The sequence below is a fragment of the Rhodococcus sp. MS13 genome, assembly GCF_013277835.1.
Taxonomy (GTDB): domain Bacteria; phylum Actinomycetota; class Actinomycetes; order Mycobacteriales; family Mycobacteriaceae; genus Rhodococcus_F; species Rhodococcus_F erythropolis.
Map to the genome: position 1 here is coordinate 331,548 of NZ_VBTL01000002.1, position 17,635 is coordinate 349,182.

A 17,635-nucleotide genomic window follows, 5' to 3' on the forward strand; every position below is an offset into this window, starting at 1 on the left:
ATAGCAACGGTTTTGCGACGTCACGGTGGCCGATGTCGTTCGGAGGCATGCGAAATTGAAAGAGGCCGACCGGACCCACGTTGATCTGGCGAACGGAGGTTGCGATCGATTCCGGATCAGGGACAACGCTCTCTCACGCGAGAGCGTGTCGGCTGGCTTCGGCCCACAATGCAAATCTCACGGCTGCAACGAATCTCGTCGCTGTCGTGCAACCTGTCGTTGCTGGGTATGCCTGGTCGCGGGCCGAGCGAACACGTTCCGGGTCTCATGTGCTTCGGCATGTAGCGAGCTTATGGCGCGAAAGTTAGTTGCATCACTGTCATTCGTTCAAATTGTCGCGGACGAATTTAGTCATATGTTGCAAAACGGCGAGCGTGGCTCGTACAGTTCGACCATGGCCGGAGAACTACAGCATTTGGTGGATACTACCGGGCGCCGACTGGACCGTTCCGTTGCGATCGATGATGCACAGATCCGTCTACTCGCGTACAACTCGCATGACAGTGCCGTCGATTCAGTCAGAATGAATTCCGTTCTACAGCGGAATGTTTCACGCGAGATTGTGGACTTCATCTACGCGAGTGGAGGCCGTGAAGCCCTCGATCTCTTCACTGTTCCCGTCAACGAAGAACTAGGGCTGACCCTTGGCCGGGTCGGGATGCCGATCCGGTACCGCAATGCGCTGCTGGGCTTCGTCTGGCTGTTGACTTCAGAGGGCGAAGTTGACGAGGATCAAGCCGAGGTCTTGAGGCGCACGGCTGATGCGGCGGCGATGATCCTTCATCGCGAACAGTTGCTGGACGAGTTGTCCCGAAGTCGGGAGCGGGAACTTACTCGAGACGTACTGTCTGGCGAGCGGTCGCTGCGCGAGGACGCGGCAAGCAGATTGGCTGATGAGGGCTTGATGGCTGCGGGTCCAGCAGTCGCGGTCACTATGTTGCTTCGTCCCGTGCACCGGTCGACATTGACCGAAAGAGATCGTCTGAGTGTTGCCGTCGGCGTCGATCAGCTTCGGCGGAGGCTCCCGCGGAACAGTGCAATCCAACTCGACCGCCCCGACCACAGTCTGTTGATCGTATCGGTGGCCGAACGCTCGACTCAAACCCATCTGGACTCGTTGATCGTGGCAGCCCGGGAGCGAGTCTTGTCTGAAAGTGGGCGCCAGAACATCGAATGTTGGGTTGGTATCGGTGAACCGCGAACCTCGGTTGCAGACGTGCGCGAATCCTACGAAGAGTCCAGACGCTCCGCAGATGTAGCCCAGGTCGTCAAGGTGCTCGGAAATGTTGTGCGTTATCGGGATCTCGGCGTCTACGGACTTCTGGCCGAACTGTCGGAGGATCGACTCGAGAACAGTATTCCCTCAGGTTTGCAGTCCTTGCTCAGCCATGAGGACTCAAAAAGTGAGGCTCTTCTCGCGACGCTGGAGAGTTTTTTGGACAATGCCGGTGACGTAAAGCGAACGTCCGAGGCGCTCTGTGTGCATCGAGGGAGCTTGTACTATCGTTTGCGGCGAATTCAGGAGATAACACGCGCAGACTTGGCAAACGGCGACGACCGGTTGGCATTGCATTTAAGTCTGAAAGTCGCGCGGTTGTTAGATCTCCGATGATCCCAACGGAGAAGAGGGGACTGCGGAAGAATCCAGCGGCTCAACGTAGTTCGGGGCTTTCGATCGTCAAGCATGATGGTTCTGGGGTGGGAAAGGAAGCGCGTCGTACATCGGCCGGGGTGGGTTGGCTTGACCTGCTGAGACGTTCATACGTTTGATCGGGCACCTTCTATCCTCCTGTCGGCAGATGCGGCGGAGTGCAACTTTTTCGGGCATTGAAAGTGCAGAATCGTCCAGATGAGTGTCGAGCTGCGTGAAGAACGCGCGTTTTTGCAAACCGAAATGACGACGAATTTGGTCTGAGTTCGGTCCCCCGGTACGCAGATGTTTGCGCGCAAACTGGACAATTTGTTGCCGACTGCAAATAGGGGATTTCGCGTCCATCCCGTTGGCTCCCTTTACGGTTGGATTGGATCAGATACCTGAGTCGGTGCGATTTTTTACGCACCCCTTGACTGCAGGTCTGGTCTGATCTTTCCGAAATTGGAGTCGCGGAGATATATGCAGTTGTTCGAGATCGTTCCCCCGAAATTGAACAAACGCGCCAGACTGGATTGTGGCCATTGATGCTGCACGTCTAGCCATTTGCTTGCTGCTGAACTGGCTGGTCAGTACGACACGGTATCGGTGATGTTGCCGGCCTAACGCCAAACGGTGAAATGGTTCTGCCAGGAGAACGACACGTTTTTGCCGGCATTCGAGACGACGACTCCGCGTGGATCAACTTCTGGGGGAAGGGGAACCGACCACATCATCTTTCCGTCGCGAGCCCGGATCGCGTGCATGCCGGTGTAGTCGCTGAAGACGAAGTGGTCGCCATCGGTTAACCCGCTGCGAACCCAGTACGCGTCTTGCCAGGGCGTTTGCCACAACTGTCGGCCACTCTCGATGTCGAGACCCGAGATTGTGCGCGTCTCCGGCGACGTGACCAGGATTGTTTTTCCTACCACTGCGGCGATGGCGCTTCCCGTCCCGGCCATCGCGGTGTTGACGATTTGTGAACTGCGCCAAAGTTCGTCACCGGAATTCGGGTCGTAGGCGCCGTCGCCGAGAAACATCGGCAGGCCCGTCGAGGACTTACTTGGGTAGGACGACGATGAGTACGAGGGAATCGGTATCGCACGAATCGTGGATCCATTTGAAGCCAAGAGGTTTTGGGTTCCTACATAGCCTGATCTGCCTCCGACACTGGTGAGGAACAATCCATTCCCGGCCGGGACAAGCGAATCGCCCTCGAATCTGAATCGTTCGGCGCCGGAATCCAGATCGTAGATTCGATAGCGGTACTGTGGGGCTCCGCCATCGCCCTGTTCCATCGCAATGACAGTGTCGGTGTGAGGGACCGTGTAGACGGCCCCGAACTTCTCACTTGGTTCGAAGGTGCGAACGAAGTTGGCCGTTAAGTTGGTTGTGTTGCCGCTGGCGAGAATTCGTGTTCGAATCGTTCCGTCCATCCTTTCGCCGGACGTGTACACGGTGTCTCCGGTGATGACGGCGCCATTGAGATCGAAGTCGGTTCCGAGGTCGGACAACAGAGTTCCGGTCGCGGTATCGACAAAGATCATCCGTCGATCGCCCCAGCACGCGATGATCGTGGATTCGTTCTGTTGGCTGCACTGGCCGATGACTCCGCCGATTCGCGTTTTCCACAGCGGACTTCCGTCGTCGGGATTCACACCGACCAGTGTGACGGCACCGACTCCCTGACTCGACGAAGACTCGTCGGTCTTGGGAAGGGGATAAGCAGTCGCAGCCACCAGCACGTCACCGACTTGGTACGTGTTGCCGTAGCCGTAGTAGCTATCGAGCGTGGAAGGCATCGACAGCAGCACGTCGCCGGAGTTATCCGTGAGCGTTCGAACATCGAGTTCCCAGGCTTGTTGCGGAGGATCGGAGAGGTCCACGTCGACAACGCCCTGCTCGACGATCGGACCGCCTGTCTTCTGCTTCGGCGAGGCCGCCTCACTGGAGTCGGAGAGTGCCGATACGACGATGAACGCGATCGCCACGATCAACGCCAGTCCGAGGGCGACCAGTTTCCAGTGTTCCTTCAACCGAAGCTGCATCGAAAGACCGTAACCGATCGAGCAAACTGATCGGTTCGTTTCGCGGACGGCCGGCTCGATGCCGACCTCGAAATCGATCCCACGTGCTCGGTGTGACGAAGTGTGGTGGCCTCGTACACACGAGACCACCACACCGACGGCGTCAGACGTAAGGCGAGTACGCCGGGAGATCCAACTGACCGTTGCCCGACAGTCCGATCACAATCACCTCGGGTTCGGTGACGGCGCGAGCGTGAGCGATGGCGCCGGCAACCGCGTGGGTTGATTCCGGAGCCGGGATGATCCCTTCGGCGCGGGCGAAAATCAGACCGGCCTGGAGCGCGTCGTCCTGATCGACGGCAATCGCATCCATGAGTCCGAGGTTGACCGCATGCGAGACCATCGGCGACATACCGTGGTAGCGAAGGCCACCGGCATGGATCGCCGGGGGAACGAAGTCCTTACCCAGAGTGTGCATCTTGAGCAGCGGCGTCAACCCGGCGACGTCACCGAAGTCGTAGCGGTACTCGCCCTGAGTGAGGGACGGGCATGCCGAAGGCTCGCAGGCGACCAGACGAGTCTTGGTGCCTTCGCGAAGGTTTCGTCCCAGGAACGGGAAGGTGAGTCCGGCGAGGTTGGAACCGCCACCGGCGCAACCGAACACGGTGTCGGGGACGGCGTCGCCGGCTTCTTCGAGCTGGACCATTGCTTCCTGACCGATCACGGTCTGGTGAAGCATGACGTGGTTCAGCACGCTACCGAGTGAGTAGTGCGTGTTCGGATCCTGCGCAGCGACCTCGACGGCCTCACTGATCGCCATACCAAGCGAGCCGGTGGTGTCGGGATGCGACTTCAACAGTGCGCGTCCGGCTTCCGTCAGGTCGGAAGGCGACGGGTGACAGATTCCGCCGTACGCCTCCATCTGGATGCGTCGGTACGGCTTCGAATCGAAGGAGGAGCGAACCTGCCACACCTCGACGTCGAGTCCGAGCAGTGCGCCCGCGAACGACAGCGACGCACCCCACTGGCCTGCACCGGTTTCGGTGGTGAGCTTGGTGGTTCCTTCGATCGCGTTGTAGTACGCCTGCGCGACAGCAGTATTCGGCTTGTGCGAACCGACCGGGCTCACGCCTTCGTACTTGTAGTAGATGCGAGCAGGTGTGCCCAGAGCGCGCTCGAGTCGGTGCGCACGGAACAGGGGAGAGGGCCTCCACATGCCGTAGATCTCGCGAACCGTCTCCGGGATCTCGATGTAGCGCTCGGTTGCGACTTCCTGCGCGATGAGGTTCATCGGGAACAGCGGCGCCAAGTCCTCGGGGCCGAGCGGCTCACGAGTGCCCGGATGCAGGTGCGGGGGAACAGGCTCGGGGAGGTCAGCCGCCAGGTTGTACCAGTGCGTCGGCACTTTCGACGGGATGGAGACGCCCAAAGGCTCGAGCGAACGGTTGAGTGGGGTGGTGGTCAACTAACTCTCCTTCGTGGATTCGGTACCTGATCTTGGCGGTCGTAGCGACGACGCGTACGGCATTTGCCGGATCGGGGATCCTGGAGAGGAGCCTGCTGGACCACCCGATATCGGTCCGGGCAGCACGCAGTTGCGGCTGACCGTCAGGGGTCGGGCCACCAGAGGTGCGCAGTGAGCAGGGTCACGAGCCGATCGTACATCGGTACTCGCACCCTGCTCACGTCGGGCTTAGCGAAAAATCATGCACGTCGTGGTTCCATGCGCAACCAACTTGCCGTTCTTGTCCAAGACCTTGCCCTCTGCCGTCGCGGTACGCCCGCCCACGTGAATGACGCTGCCGTGGGCTGTCAGTTCGTCACCGTCGAGAGGCACCGTGCGGATGTAGTTGAGCTTGAGTTCGAGGGTCGTGTAGCCGACGCCGGCCGGAAGCATCGTGTGTACCGCGCAGCCCATGACCGAGTCGAGCAGCGTTGCGCAGATGCCGCCGTGCACAGTGCCGAGCGGGTTGCTGAAATCGGCACGCGGGGTCAGGGCGAAGCTCACCGATCCCTCGTTGACCTCGCGCATCTCCATGCCGAGGAGGCGTCCGATGCTGGGTCGGTCGTTGACCTGCGTTCCCATCCAGCGGAGAAGTTCGAGGCCTGTCATCTGCGCCGGATCGACGGTTGCGGTTGTCTCGTCACTCATTGTTTCATCCCATCACTATGTAGGTCGTCATACATAACGTAGCGTATGAGTCGACAGGTGTACCGACGGCCGAAGGATCTGTGACATGGCAGAGCTGAGCTCACGTGATCGCATGATTCGTAGTGCGGTCGAACTGATCAGCCGCAACGGTGTCGATGCGACGTCCTTCAGCGACGTCATCAAGCACAGCGGCGCGCCCCGTGGGTCGATTTACCATCACTTCCCCGGCGGCAAGACAGAGCTGATGGTCGAAGCCGTGCGCGCGGCTGGTGCGATCATCACCAGACGAATCAGCTCGGCTGCGGCCACCGGTTCCACTGCCGACGTGATCGAAGCGGTCGGAGACATCTGGCGACTCAATCTCACGCGCTCGGACTTCGCGATCGGCTGCCCGGTGATTGCCGGCGGGTTGGCACGCGCCAGTGAGCCAGAAGTCGCGGAAGTATCGGCTGAGGTCATGCTGGGATGGCAGAAGTTGATCGAATCGCAACTCGAAACTGCGGGTTATCCTGCAGTGCAAGCAAAGTCGATGGCAAACTTGACGATCACGTCGGTCGAAGGTGCAGTGGCGGTGTGCCAGACGACTCGAAGTATCGAGCCGCTCGAACAGGTCATCGCTTCACTGCAGGGGCTCTCTCGTTCTGAGGCTTGGTCCCGCTGAGCCTTCGGGGGTTGACTTCGGTCGCCAAGTATCCGTAACTTCATGTAACGGCTAATTAGGCAGGAGTAGGCGATGACACATTGGTTCGACCTCGAACCGGTCGGTGTCGATTTCTTCGACACGGCGCCGCATATCTTCACGTACTCGATCGACCTCGCCGCCGAACCTGATGCCGTCTGGGCCGGTCTGACCGCCGACGAGCCTTTGTCGTGGTGCCGACTGCTCACAAAAGTGCACTACACCTCGCCGCGCCCCTACGGCGTCGGCACGCGCCGAATCGCGGAGGTGGGCGGTGGCGCGATGCAGATGCGCGAAAAGTTCATCACCTGGGATGACGAAACGCGTCGGCACTCGTTTTACGTCGAACAGTCCAATGTTCCGCTGTTCCAATCCTTCGCGGAGGACTACCGCGTCGACGAGCTCGCAGTGGGTTCGAGATTGCAGTGGGATTTTGCATTCTCGCCGCGTCCGAAGCTGTCGCTCGCGGTGCGCGGCGGGCTACCGGTCAACTCACTGATCTTCTCGAGCTTCGTGCGCGATACCAAGCGGCACTTCGGTTCTGCGCCACGCCATTGACTTTCTTCCCTTCATGCGAGAGGTATCCATGACCACACTCGGAGAATCGTTGACTTTGCCCTGTGGGCAGATACTGCGGAATCGCACGATGAAAGCTGCGCTCAGCGAGGCTCTGGGTGACCGGACTCATGGACCGTCCACCCGCTTGGAAACGCTGTACGGTCGTTGGGGCAGTGGCGGGTTCGGTTTGCTGATCACCGGCAATGTCATGGTTGATCGATCGCAGATCGCCGAACCGGGCAACGTCGTCGTCGACGACGATCGTGATGCCGAAGCGCTGACTGCCTGGGCCAAGACTGCCAAGAACGGCGGCGCCGAGATCTGGATGCAGCTGAACCACCCAGGGCGGCAATCCAACCCGATCGCCAGCAGAGGTCGACCGGTCGCACCGAGCGCGATTGCGCTGAAGATTCCGGGAATGGCGACGCCGCGAGAACTCTCGACTGCTGAGATCGAAGAGATCATCGACAAGTTCGCGGAAACCGCTCGCGTCGCCGAGTCCTCCGGATTCGGAGGCGTGCAGATACATGCCGCGCACGGTTATCTTGTTGCGCAGTTCCTTTCGCCGTTGTCCAATCAGCGGACGGACGAGTGGGGTGGAGATCCCGAGCGTCGACGACGCTTTCTGATCGAAATCGTTCGGCGCATACGCTCGACCGTTGCTCCGGGATTTGCGGTGTCGGTCAAACTCAACTCGGCTGATTTCCAGCGCGGCGGATTCTCGGAAGACGAGTCGCGAGAAGTAGTACGCGCGTTGACCGAAGAGTCGGTCGACCTCATCGAGATCAGCGGTGGCAGTTATGAATCGCCGGCCATGATGGGTAAAGCGCAGAAGCAGAGCACTCGCGATCGAGAGGCATATTTCCTCGAGTATGCCGAGACGGTTCGAGCGATTGCCGGCGACATTCCCTTGGCGGTCACCGGCGGCTTCCGCTCGCGATCGGCGATGGTCGAGGCACTCGCTTCCGGCGCGTGCGACGTGATCGGTCTCGGCCGGCCGACGATCACGATTCCCGACGCGGCAACCGTTCTCCTGGAATCGAATCGGGAACGATTGATCGTCCCGACTGTGGAGTTCGGAGCGCGGAAGTTGTTGGGGAAGGTTGTCGACATCTCGATGCTCGACGGTGCACTCGACCTGCAGTGGCACACCGATCAGTTGCATCGAATGGGCGACGGTAACGAGCCGGATCCGGCTCGGCCGTGGTGGAAAACCCTCGGGACCATGGTGAGGCGAAACGGAATCGATGCGCTTCGCCCCACCAAACGAGCGGCTTGATCAGTTCGGTGCACCGATGTTGAGCTCATCGGGATGCGCTCCGACGCGGGTACCGTCGTCGAGCGTGTCGATTTCGCTCAGATCGAGATCGGTGAGTTCGAAGTCGAATACGTCGATGTTCTGAGCGATCCGAGCATCGTGTACAGATTTCGGGATGACGATCAGGCCGTTCTGAAGGTGCCAGCGGATCAGGACCTGCGCGGCAGTTTTGCTGTGGCGGTCACCGATTCGGGTGATGATCGGATCGGTGAGCAGCGTGTTGGGCTTCGATGCCTTACCCCAACCCGCGTTGCTGGTACCGCCGAGTGGGCTCCACGATTCGACCTTGATCCCGTGCTCGGCGGCCTTGTCGCGGATCGCGTGCTGCGTGAGGTGCGGATGCAGTTCCACTTGATCGACTGCCGGCAACAATCCGCCGCGATCGACGAGAAGCTGCAGATGATGCGGCTCGAAGTTGCACACCCCGATTGCCTTGGCGCGGCCCGATTCCGCGATCTTTTCGAGCGCGTCCCAAGTGCGGAGGAGTCGGTCGTTGTCCTGCAGTGGCCAGTGGATCAGATACAGATCGACGTAATCGACGCCCAGCTTGTCGATGCTGCTGTCGAAAGCCTTCAACGCCGGCTCGTAGCCCTGATCTGCATTCCACAGCTTCGTGGTGAGGAATATGTCCTCTCGCGCGACGGACGAGTTGGCGATACCTCGTCCGACGCCCTCTTCGTTCCCATATGCGGCAGCGGTGTCGATGTGCCGGTAGCCGGCGTCGTCGAGAGCGAACCGCACTGCATGCTCGGTTTCGTCGTTGGTGGCCTGCCAGACTCCGAGGCCGAGTTGCGGGATCGTGGTTCCGGAATTCAGCGTGATGTCAGGATTGCTCATGGATCAAGGCTAGCGATCTCGAGCTTTCCTTGCCGGGGTCAGAGCCGCCTGGGTCAGAGAGTCGTAGCCGAGTACCCATGCGCCGCTGCAACACTGTCGGACAGGAGCAGGCCGTCGTGTGTGCTCAGTCCTGACCCCAGGCCGGGAACTGTCGCGACCGCGTCCTTCCACCCCTTGTCTGCCAATGCGACGACGTACGGAAGCGTCGCGTTGGTGAGCGCGTACGTCGACGTCCGGGGGACGGCTCCGGGCATGTTCGCAACGCAGTAGAAGACGGAACCGTGAACCTGGTACGTCGGGTCGGCGTGCGTGGTCGCGTGTGAATCCTCGAAGCAGCCGCCCTGGTCGATGGCGATGTCGACCAGGACAGAACCCGGCTTCATGCGCGCCACCAGGCTGTTGGAGACGAGAGTCGGCGCCTTCGCCCCGGGGACCAGCACTGCGCCGATGACGAGGTCGGCGTCGAGTACTGCCTGTTCCAGTTCGAGGCTGTTGGACGTGATGGTCTTGACCTGGCCGTGGTACAGCTCGTCGATTTCCCGCAGGCGCGCGATCGACAGATCGAGAACGGTGACGTCGGCCTGCATGCCGTAGGCCACGGCGATGGCGTTCTTGCCGGAGACGCCAGCACCGATCACCACGACCTTGGCGGGGCGCACTCCGGGGACGCCGCCCATCAGCACTCCGCGTCCGCCGCCGTGACGCATCAAGTGGTAGGCGCCGGCCTGCGGCGCAAGGCGTCCGGCTACTTCGCTCATCGGTGCGAGAAGGGGCAGTGAACCGTCGGAACCGACAACGGTTTCGTAGGCGATGGAAGTGGTCTTCGAAGCCAGGAGTGCGTCGGTGCATTCCTTCGACGCCGCCAGGTGCAGGTAGGTGAAGAGCACCTGATCCTTACGGAGTCGCGAATACTCTTCTGCAATAGGTTCTTTGACCTTCAGGAGCAGATCTGCGTCTGTCCAGACCTGATCGGCGGACCCGAGGATCTGCGCGCCCGCGGCCTTGAAATCCTCGTCACTGAACGAGGAGCCGACGCCTGCGCCCGTTTCGATGACGACCTCGTGCCCTCGGCCGACCAGTTCGTGGACGCCTGCGGGGCTGATAGCCACGCGGTACTCGTGGTTTTTGATTTCGCGGGGGATTCCGACCTTCATGACACGGCTCCGAACTGAGTCTGTTGTTTCTTCGAATGGCAGGTGCCAAGCATGAAGTTTCGTCGTCAGATAGTGAAGAGAAGTGAAGATAATTCTCTAGGCTGTATTCATGGTGCGCGAAAGTTCAAAAATCGGTATTCAGACGGCCGCCTCGCCGAAGCATGTTCGGGCTGCCGTGAAGTTGGACGAGGTCGACCGGGTTCTGCTCGAAGAGCTGGCGAAAGACGCGAGGATTCCGAACAATGCGCTGGCCGCGATCGCGGGAATTGCGCCGTCGACATGCCTCGGCCGTGTGCGCGCCTTGGTGGACAACGGCGTGATCAGGGGATTTCACGCGGACATCGACCCCGCCGCTCTCGGAATGGATCTGCAGGCAATGATCGCAGTTCGACTGCAGGCCAACGCACGGTCGCACCTCAACCGGCTCGGCGACGATTTCGCCAAGCTGGACTCGGTGCTCAACGTGTACTTCGTTGCCGGTGTCGACGACTACATGCTGCACGTCGCAACGACGGATTCGGCGCAGTTGCGTGACTTCGTCGTCAACAATCTCTCGGCACATCCAGCGGTTGCTGCGACCGAGACGATTCTGATCTTCGAACACGTCAGGCCTCGAGGCGGTACTGCCTGATTAGTTCTCACCTGATGGCGGGTCGACGCCCGGACCAGGCGTTCTCGAGGAGTTCGCTCAGGCCCGGCGGGGTGATCTCACGCGGATTCGGATACGCGGCGGAGGTGGCGAGTTCGACTGCATTTTCGATTTGATCGTGACTCATTCCCAGTTCTCGCAGAGTGGTCGGTCCGCCGCACGCGGTGACGAGGTCGAAAACGCCGGTAGCGGCATCGGATGCGCCCAGAGCAGTCGCTATTCGCGACATCACATCCGGGACAGCAGGCGCGTTGAATGCCATCGCGTAGGGGAGGACAACGGTGTGGGTGGGAGCATGCGGCAAACTGAAGCTGCCACCGAGGGTGTGGCACAACTTGTGATGAAGCCCCATACCGACCGTGCCCAAGCAAGTTCCGGCCAACCAGGCTGCTTGCAGTAGTTCGGCCCTACCTTCCAGATTTTTCGGATCATCGACAATGCTCGGCAGCGCACGGGCGATCCCGGAGATCGCCTCGATCGCCATCAAGTCCGTGATCGGGTTGGACTCGATGGAGTACAACGCTTCAACCGCATGCGCCATCGCGTTGACGGCGCTGGTGACGGTGGTATCCAGCGGCAGATCGAGAGTGAGGTCGACGTCGTAGATGACGGTTTCCGGTCTGATGTGGGGAGAGGAGCGAGTTGTCTTGCGTCCGTTCTCTGTTTCACCCAACACCGGAGTGACTTCTGATCCCGCGTACGTTGTCGGAACGACGATCTGATCGAACCCCGCTCGTAGTGCCAGTGCCTTGGACAACCCGGTTGCCGAACCGCCGCCGATCGCGACGACCGTGTCGACGTGATGGTTCTCGGCAAGTCTCAGCGCGGCTGTCGTGACTTCGATCGGAGTATGCATCACAGCGCCGTCGAAGCGGGCCACCGCCATGTCGCCGAGAGATTCGGTCACGGCGGCGGCAACCGCGTCGAGTCGACGACTTGCCAGCACCATCACTCGGCTACGGCCGAGCCGCCGCACTTCTTCGGCGATCGTATCGATCATCCCTTGGCCGAAGACAATTCGAGACCGTGAAGCGTCGTACGAGAAGGGCTTCATGTCACCCCTGCGAAACGGTGGCGTGCATTTCCCAGACGATGACCTCTGCCCCGGTATCGGAGCTGAGCTGCTGACCTCCACCGCCGGATACTCGTACCGCGTCACCTTGTTCGAGCACTCCGACGCCTTCCATGGCGGCCTGACCGTCGGCGACAAAAACATGCAGGAACGGTGCGTCCGGCAGGGTCACAGGTTGTCCGGGTTGCAGACGCGCAACGTGCATCGCGGCGTACTTGTTCTTGATCCGGATTGCCGAGTGATCGGCGTACGCGTCCATACCCGAGGCGACCGGAACCAACCCACCGGCAAGCAATTCGGCGTCGATCTCCAACTGCTCGTAACCGGGTGTGATCCCGGCTTCGTCGGGGACGACCCACATCTGGATGAAGTGAACCGGATCGCTGTGCTTGTCGGAATGCGCACCCGCCACGTCACCGAGTCGCCACGAATCGTTCTTCTCCGAATGCAGGATTCCCGTTCCAGCGCTCATCCGCTGGGCGAGACCGGGGTAGATGACGCCCGAATGCCCCATCGAATCCTGATGTACGAGAGAACCTCTCAGTACCCAGGTGACGATCTCCATGTCCTGGTGCGGGTGGGTGTCGAATCCCATTCCGGGCGTGACGATGTCGTCGTTGTTGACCAGGAGAAGACCGTGGTGAGTGTTCTTCGGGTCGTAGTGATTGCTGAACGAGAACGAGTGCTTCGAGTCCAGCCAGCCGGCATTGGACTTGAAGCGATCCCCGGATCGACGGATATCGAGGTTCGGCTGCGACAGAGTGGAGGTCATGGTGTGCCTTCCGAATGGTGTGGGGGAGAGCAAGTTTTCAGAGGACGTGATTGCCGTACATCTCGCCGAGCGGGTCGGCGATCAGCTCGAGTCGAGCGCCGTCGGGATCGCGGAAGTACAACGAAACCTCGCTGTGCTCGATCAGTTCGACGCCGGCCTCGGTCAGTTGGGTGCGCAGCTTCGCCCACTTGGCAGGTTCGACGCTGATCGCGATGTGGTGGAGACCGCCGAGCACCTCTTGATATGGGCCCACGTCGAGACCCGGGAAGTCGAAGAAGGCCAGCAGGTTGCCATTGCCGATGTCGAAGAAGAAGTGCGACGACCCGGGGTAGTCACGGTTCTCGATCAACTCGGTGAGTGGGAATCCGAGGAGATCCTGATAGAACTTCACGGTTCGTTCGACGTCACTGCTGATCAGGGCCGTATGGTGCAGGCCGCGTGCGGTCGATGCGGGTCGTTTGTCGGCGGGGATCAGATGTCGATCCCTGATCTCGGTCCGGCGTTCCTCGAACTGCACTGCGTTGTCGAACTGCACTGCGTTGTTGTCGCTCATGGCGCCCGCCTCTCGGTTGAACCTTCTCTTCGAACAGGTAGTTGACTGATCAACTACATTGAGAATAGATCATTTGATTTCGTTGTCAACTACTTCGGATATGCTGGTGTCATGGAATCGACGCGGTGGTTGAGCGACACGGAGCAAACGGCCTGGCGGGCTTACCTGGACTCGACCCGACTGCTCCAGCGTGTTCTCGATCAGCAGTTGGTGCGAGACTCCGACATTTCGTTCACGGACTTCGAACTGTTGGTTGCTCTATCCGAAGCGCCTGGGCGGCAACTGCGCATGAGTGAGCTCGCCGATGCTGTGATGGCGACCCGAAGTGGTGTGACCAGGGCCGTCAATCGGCTGGTCGGTGCCGGTTGGGTGCGCAGGGTCGAGTGTGTCGACGACAAGAGGGGCGCTAATGCGGAGCTGACCGACCAGGGTGTCGAGAAATTGGCGTCGGCAAGCCCGGCGCATGTAGCCGCAGTACGGGAGAGCATGTTCGATCTGCTGAGCCCGCGAGATGTCGAGCGGCTGAGTGTGGTCTTCGGCGAGATGCGTCGGCACCTTCTCGATGCCCAGCCAGGTAATTGACAGAGCAACGGTCCACGTCACGTAGTTGGTGAGGGCTGCGAACGGACTGCCATCATGGTCCGGTGACCCGCATTCGTATGTTCGCAACCGACCTCGACGGCACCCTGCTGCGCTCCGACCGAACGATTTCGGCGCGCACCGCGCAGGCCATGGAGAACGCGCGGCTCGCCGGAATCGAAGTTGTGTGGGCGACGGCCCGCGCCCGGCATTCGGTACACACATTGGCGAACTCGTGCGGATTTCGCGGTAAAGCTGTGTGTGCCAACGGAGCTGTGATTCTCGACCTCGCCGACGGGACTCCGGAGATCGTCGACACCGTCTCGATCGAAATGTCCTTGGCTGCAACGGCGATGGAGCAAGTTCGCGCACTGGTTCCGGGCGTCGTGTTCGCGAACGTCGGACCCACTCAGTTCTTCGCCGAGCCGGAGTATGCCGCTCTGTGCGAATTCGCGGACCATCACCGGCACCTGCACGAGATGGTGCTCGCCGATACCCTGCCGCTGGACGTGGAGCCGATGGTCAAGATCGTGGCCCGGCATGCGGAAGTTCCCAGCGCCGACCTGTACCGAACAGCGGTCGCTGCGGGCATCGAGGGCGTGGAGTTGACCCACTCCGGCGCCCCGTACATGGAAATGGCCGCGGCGGGCGTCTCGAAGGCCAGCGCTCTCGCGCAGTTGTGCGCGATCGACGGCATCGACGCGTTGGAAGTCGCCGCAGCCGGTGACGCCTTCAACGATGTTGCCATGCTGACCTGGGCTGGAACGGCTCTGGTGCCGGCCAACGCCAGAACTGAGGTCATTGAGCTCGCCGACCGAATTTTGCCCACGAACGACGAGGACGGCGTGGCGAGCTACCTCGAAGAGTTGGTTGCGGGGCGCTAGTTCAGCTGCTGACGGCCTTGGGTCCGGTGCCGATACCGACTCCGCAGTCCGTCATGAATTCGGAGAAGACGCGGTCGAAGCGATCCGGGTAGTCAAGGTGCGGGAAATGTCCGGCGCGCTTGAAGATCTCCACCCGCCCCAGCGGTAGTTCGGCGCGAGCGTTCTCGGTGTGGGCGTTGGGGATGATGGTGTCCTCCTCACCCCACACCAGTAGTGCCTGCAGATTCTTGAAGTTGGCGAAATGCGGAGTGGCATTGACGGTTTGACCGTTGTAATTGATGACCGATCGTGCCGTCGCCAGAAATGCCTGACGTGTCGACGCGTCCGATACCGAAGCGAAGCTCTTACGAGCCTCGCTCGCGCTGGCACCGAGCTTGAACAGGCCGATCTTGTTGAAAAGTCCGAGCGCTTTGTCGGTCACGTCGGTCAGCGTCCTCGACGCGAGGACGGGAAGTACCAGTTCGCTGCCGGGCAGTGTCGCCGCGCGTAGGAGTGGGCTCACCTCGGGGCCGAGTCCACCGCTGGCTACCAGGCACAGCCGCTCCACCCGGTCGGGGAACAGATACAGCGTCTGCATCGCGATCCCACCACCGAGGGAGTGGCCGACCAGGGTGGCCGACGGAATGTCGAGGGCTTCGAGGAGGTCACGCACAGTGGCGGCGTGAGCACTGAGTGAATAGTCGCCGGCAGGCTTGTCCGACGCACCGTGTCCGAAGAGATCAGGGGCGATCACGCGGTAATGACGCGAGAGCGTCTCGATCTGCGGTTCCCAGTTGGAGTGCGCGCCCAGCAGGCCGTGAATGAGCACCACGACGGGGCCACTGCCTTGGTCGACGTATTTGAGCTGGTCGCCGTGCAATACAACCGTCTGTAATTGGTCGGTTGCCATGATTGAACCTTTCGGAGCCGCCAGTGTCTGTGGCTGCTCGCGTGTTGTCGGACCGCACCCGCCCCGACGCGGATCCACGGGTATTTGTGACCGGGAGTAACCCCAGTTCCCTCAGTATGCCCATCGAGGGGGTCGATGTCGTGGCCATCGGGCGTGTTGTGACGAACCGTGAGCCGTCGGCTGAGGGGAGACGTACAACTCACCGCCGCGTGTCGGTGCCGTTGATCAGGTGAAATCGACCAGTTTGCCGAAGGTGAGGTTGATGTCCCACGGTGTGACGCCCCACGTCTCGATCGCTGAAACCGCGAAGATTCCGGCAGCCTCGATGGTGTCCTGTGAGGCTGGTGCCGACACCGAAACGCCGGTTTGGTCGCTCGGAACCTCCGGCCAGACGCCTGTGCCCACGGGTGCGGGGTTTGCCTCCATGACTGCGTTGGCCAGGCCCGATTCGTCGACGGTCGTGAAGAGGCAGTTCGGCTCGTGCGGAGAATCCCACCCGCCGAGTTCCGCGAGCCAGAATTCGCCGCGTCCAGCAGCGGAGATCGCGATGGACGCGAGTACCGATTCGAGATCTTCCCAAGCGTCGCCGGTCGGGGCCGACGCCTCGGTGAGCTTGAACGGTGCGGCGAGGGCAGTGCTGTCCGGGGTGGCGAAGCGCGGCTGCACAGTGAGGGCCTGGGTCTGGGTATCCAGAAACGCAACTTCTCGGAACTTGTTGTCCGGCAGAGCAGTACGAGCTATGAGGCCGCGTCCAAGCAGTGCGCCGAGCGCGGCGGGATCGTCGACGCTCCACAAGCGGGTCTCGTCCTCGGACCAGGTGCGAATCATTCCGCTGACGACAGGACTGATCAGCACGGGCTCGAGGTTTGCACTGCCTGTTGATTCGCTCACCGCTGGCTCCCCACCGCACGTCGTACCGTCGGACGAGTTCCGGGCGGCTAGACAAGTATGCCGCCTCGCTGCTGTGCGCCTTTATTAACCGCCGGGGGTTAATAAAGGCGCACAGCAGGGGATCACATATGCGTGCCGCCGTCGATGCGGATTTCCGTTCCGGTGACAAACGAGCCGTCCTCGGAAGCGAGCATCGCGATCACACCGGCGACCGCGGACGGGGGCGCGAAACCCTCACCGATTGCCGGGGCCAGCTTGCCGAGCAGCGTGAAGTCGATGTCGGCCGGGAAACCGGGATCGGACGTCATGCCCGACGCGATGCTGCCGGGTGCGACGGCCACGGCGCGAAGACCCTGCTTGCTGTACTCGAGTGCAAGTGCGTGCGTAAAGGATTGGATTCCACCCTTCGATGCCGCATATGCCGTCATGTACGGGTGGGCGAAGGTCGCCGAAGTGGAACTGAAGTTGACCACGACACCTGCTCCGCTTTCGAGCAGTGCCGGGAGGGATTCCCTCGTCATGAGGAATGTTCCGGTGAGGTTGACCCCGATGACGGTGTTCCAGAAATCGAGTGTCATCTCGTGGGTGTGCGCGGAGCGCAGAATGCCCGCCGCATTGACCAGCACGTCGAGCCCGCCCAGAGCCTTGATCGCAGCGCCGACCTGTTCGCGAACAGACTCTTCGCTGGAGATGTCGACCTTCACCGTGGTGAGGCGATCGGAGTGGCCGGCGTCCTTCGCGGCGTTCAGCGTCTGTTCGAGGCCGGTCTCGGAAATGTCGGCGGCGACGACGGTGCCTCCTTCTGCCAGGATGCGGGCAACGGTGGCCTGGCCGATTCCGGACCCTGCGCCGCTGATGAGGACGCGCTTGTCGTCGAATCGATTCACGAGAAAACTCCGGTCTGTGAGATGGACAGCTGTCTGGTGACCGATTCTGCGTGATCCAGCCGCATAAATCTGCGGTTCATTCCACTGACTGGGCAGCATCGGTG

At 61.0% G+C, this 17,635-nt stretch carries 18 protein-coding genes; 7 read left to right on the forward strand and 11 right to left on the reverse strand.

All coding sequences use genetic code 11. From position 1 onward, the window contains the following. The first annotated feature begins 25 nt into the window (after positions 1-25). Entirely contained in the window at positions 26-1,612 is a 1,587-nt protein-coding gene (locus FEZ59_RS30370) for a helix-turn-helix domain-containing protein (protein WP_346343216.1), read from the forward strand. A 641-nt stretch (positions 1,613-2,253) separates the two neighbouring features. Here the strand turns inward: FEZ59_RS30370 and FEZ59_RS03970 are convergent. From FEZ59_RS03970 to FEZ59_RS03980, 3 genes are all read right to left on the reverse strand, one after another. Beyond that, complete coding sequence (locus tag FEZ59_RS03970) at positions 2,254-3,678, reverse strand: PQQ-binding-like beta-propeller repeat protein (protein ID WP_172932269.1); 1,425 nt, start codon at positions 3,676-3,678, stop codon at positions 2,254-2,256. Between the two features lie 142 nt (positions 3,679-3,820). Next, positions 3,821-5,122: a TrpB-like pyridoxal phosphate-dependent enzyme gene (locus FEZ59_RS03975; RefSeq protein ID WP_003945451.1), complete on the reverse strand. Its 1,302-nt coding sequence runs from the start codon at positions 5,120-5,122 to the stop codon at positions 3,821-3,823. Positions 5,123-5,350: 228 nt separating this feature from the next. After that, positions 5,351-5,809: a PaaI family thioesterase gene (locus FEZ59_RS03980; RefSeq protein ID WP_003945940.1), complete on the reverse strand. Its 459-nt coding sequence runs from the start codon at positions 5,807-5,809 to the stop codon at positions 5,351-5,353. 85 nt (positions 5,810-5,894) lie between these two features. On the opposite strand from FEZ59_RS03980, the gene FEZ59_RS03985 reads away from it, so the two are divergent. The 3 genes from FEZ59_RS03985 (at position 5,895) to FEZ59_RS03995 (ending at position 8,325) form a co-directional block, all read left to right on the forward strand. Then, positions 5,895-6,470, forward strand: coding sequence for a TetR/AcrR family transcriptional regulator (locus tag FEZ59_RS03985; RefSeq protein WP_007734151.1), 576 nt, complete (start codon positions 5,895-5,897; stop codon positions 6,468-6,470). 72 nt (positions 6,471-6,542) lie between these two features. After that, positions 6,543-7,046, forward strand: a complete 504-nt coding sequence (locus FEZ59_RS03990; protein WP_030534740.1) for an SRPBCC family protein — start codon at positions 6,543-6,545, stop codon at positions 7,044-7,046. A gap of 28 nt (positions 7,047-7,074) precedes the next feature. Next, positions 7,075-8,325, forward strand: coding sequence for an NADH:flavin oxidoreductase/NADH oxidase family protein (locus tag FEZ59_RS03995; protein WP_172932270.1), 1,251 nt, complete (start codon positions 7,075-7,077; stop codon positions 8,323-8,325). Here the strand turns inward: FEZ59_RS03995 and FEZ59_RS04000 are convergent, their stop codons facing one another. Further along, positions 8,326-9,201, reverse strand: coding sequence for an aldo/keto reductase (locus FEZ59_RS04000; RefSeq protein WP_019746934.1), 876 nt, complete (start codon positions 9,199-9,201; stop codon positions 8,326-8,328). Between the two features lie 53 nt (positions 9,202-9,254). Next, the gene (ald, locus tag FEZ59_RS04005; RefSeq protein WP_019746935.1) at positions 9,255-10,355 is read right to left on the reverse strand and encodes an alanine dehydrogenase; all 1,101 of its coding nucleotides are present in this window, start codon (positions 10,353-10,355) and stop codon (positions 9,255-9,257) included. Between the two features lie 109 nt (positions 10,356-10,464). Between ald and FEZ59_RS04010 the strand changes: the two genes are divergently transcribed. Beyond that, complete coding sequence (locus tag FEZ59_RS04010) at positions 10,465-10,986, forward strand: Lrp/AsnC family transcriptional regulator (RefSeq protein ID WP_019746936.1); 522 nt, start codon at positions 10,465-10,467, stop codon at positions 10,984-10,986. A gap of 7 nt (positions 10,987-10,993) precedes the next feature. Here FEZ59_RS04010 and FEZ59_RS04015 read toward each other — a convergent pair whose 3' ends face one another. The 3 genes from FEZ59_RS04015 to FEZ59_RS04025 are packed head-to-tail and all read right to left on the reverse strand — an operon-like array spanning position 10,994 to position 13,401. Then, entirely contained in the window at positions 10,994-12,058 is a 1,065-nt protein-coding gene (locus FEZ59_RS04015; protein ID WP_172932271.1) for a maleylacetate reductase, read from the reverse strand. 1 nt (position 12,059) lies between these two features. After that, entirely contained in the window at positions 12,060-12,848 is a 789-nt protein-coding gene (locus FEZ59_RS04020) for a pirin-like bicupin family protein (protein WP_020906267.1), read from the reverse strand. Between the two features lie 37 nt (positions 12,849-12,885). Beyond that, entirely contained in the window at positions 12,886-13,401 is a 516-nt protein-coding gene (locus FEZ59_RS04025; protein ID WP_021342894.1) for a VOC family protein, read from the reverse strand. A gap of 111 nt (positions 13,402-13,512) precedes the next feature. On the opposite strand from FEZ59_RS04025, the gene FEZ59_RS04030 reads away from it, so the two are divergent. Next, positions 13,513-13,983 carry a MarR family transcriptional regulator gene (locus FEZ59_RS04030; RefSeq protein WP_172932272.1) on the forward strand — a complete coding sequence of 157 codons (471 nt, stop codon included), beginning with the start codon at positions 13,513-13,515 and terminating at the stop codon, positions 13,981-13,983. 62 nt (positions 13,984-14,045) lie between these two features. After that, positions 14,046-14,864, forward strand: coding sequence for an HAD family hydrolase (locus FEZ59_RS04035; protein WP_060938413.1), 819 nt, complete (start codon positions 14,046-14,048; stop codon positions 14,862-14,864). 1 nt (position 14,865) lies between these two features. On the opposite strand, the gene FEZ59_RS04040 is transcribed toward FEZ59_RS04035, so the two are convergent. From FEZ59_RS04040 to FEZ59_RS04050, 3 genes are all read right to left on the reverse strand, one after another. Beyond that, the gene (locus FEZ59_RS04040; protein WP_003945464.1) at positions 14,866-15,753 is read right to left on the reverse strand and encodes an alpha/beta fold hydrolase; all 888 of its coding nucleotides are present in this window, start codon (positions 15,751-15,753) and stop codon (positions 14,866-14,868) included. Positions 15,754-15,978: 225 nt separating this feature from the next. Further along, positions 15,979-16,644, reverse strand: coding sequence for a hypothetical protein (locus FEZ59_RS04045; protein ID WP_172932273.1), 666 nt, complete (start codon positions 16,642-16,644; stop codon positions 15,979-15,981). A gap of 122 nt (positions 16,645-16,766) precedes the next feature. Beyond that, positions 16,767-17,531, reverse strand: a complete 765-nt coding sequence (locus tag FEZ59_RS04050) for an SDR family NAD(P)-dependent oxidoreductase (protein ID WP_003945543.1) — start codon at positions 17,529-17,531, stop codon at positions 16,767-16,769. Positions 17,532-17,635 lie beyond the last annotated feature (104 nt).

Excerpts from the sequence above, each read along its gene's own strand:
- FEZ59_RS03980 (WP_003945940.1), bottom strand. The coding sequence starts at position 5,809 with ATGAGTGACGAGACAACCGCAACCGTCGATCCGGCGCAGATGACAGGC.
- FEZ59_RS04040 (WP_003945464.1), bottom strand. The coding sequence starts at position 15,753 with ATGGCAACCGACCAATTACAGACGGTTGTATTGCACGGCGACCAGCTC.
- FEZ59_RS04025 (WP_021342894.1), bottom strand. The coding sequence starts at position 13,401 with ATGAGCGACAACAACGCAGTGCAGTTCGACAACGCAGTGCAGTTCGAG.
- FEZ59_RS04010 (WP_019746936.1), top strand. The coding sequence starts at position 10,465 with ATGGTGCGCGAAAGTTCAAAAATCGGTATTCAGACGGCCGCCTCGCCG.
- ald (WP_019746935.1), bottom strand. The coding sequence starts at position 10,355 with ATGAAGGTCGGAATCCCCCGCGAAATCAAAAACCACGAGTACCGCGTG.
- FEZ59_RS04020 (WP_020906267.1), bottom strand. The coding sequence starts at position 12,848 with ATGACCTCCACTCTGTCGCAGCCGAACCTCGATATCCGTCGATCCGGG.
- FEZ59_RS03985 (WP_007734151.1), top strand. The coding sequence starts at position 5,895 with ATGGCAGAGCTGAGCTCACGTGATCGCATGATTCGTAGTGCGGTCGAA.
- FEZ59_RS04015 (WP_172932271.1), bottom strand. The coding sequence starts at position 12,058 with ATGAAGCCCTTCTCGTACGACGCTTCACGGTCTCGAATTGTCTTCGGC.
- FEZ59_RS04000 (WP_019746934.1), bottom strand. The coding sequence starts at position 9,201 with ATGAGCAATCCTGACATCACGCTGAATTCCGGAACCACGATCCCGCAA.
- FEZ59_RS03970 (WP_172932269.1), bottom strand. The coding sequence starts at position 3,678 with ATGCAGCTTCGGTTGAAGGAACACTGGAAACTGGTCGCCCTCGGACTG.
- FEZ59_RS03990 (WP_030534740.1), top strand. The coding sequence starts at position 6,543 with ATGACACATTGGTTCGACCTCGAACCGGTCGGTGTCGATTTCTTCGAC.
- FEZ59_RS03995 (WP_172932270.1), top strand. The coding sequence starts at position 7,075 with ATGACCACACTCGGAGAATCGTTGACTTTGCCCTGTGGGCAGATACTG.
- FEZ59_RS04030 (WP_172932272.1), top strand. The coding sequence starts at position 13,513 with ATGGAATCGACGCGGTGGTTGAGCGACACGGAGCAAACGGCCTGGCGG.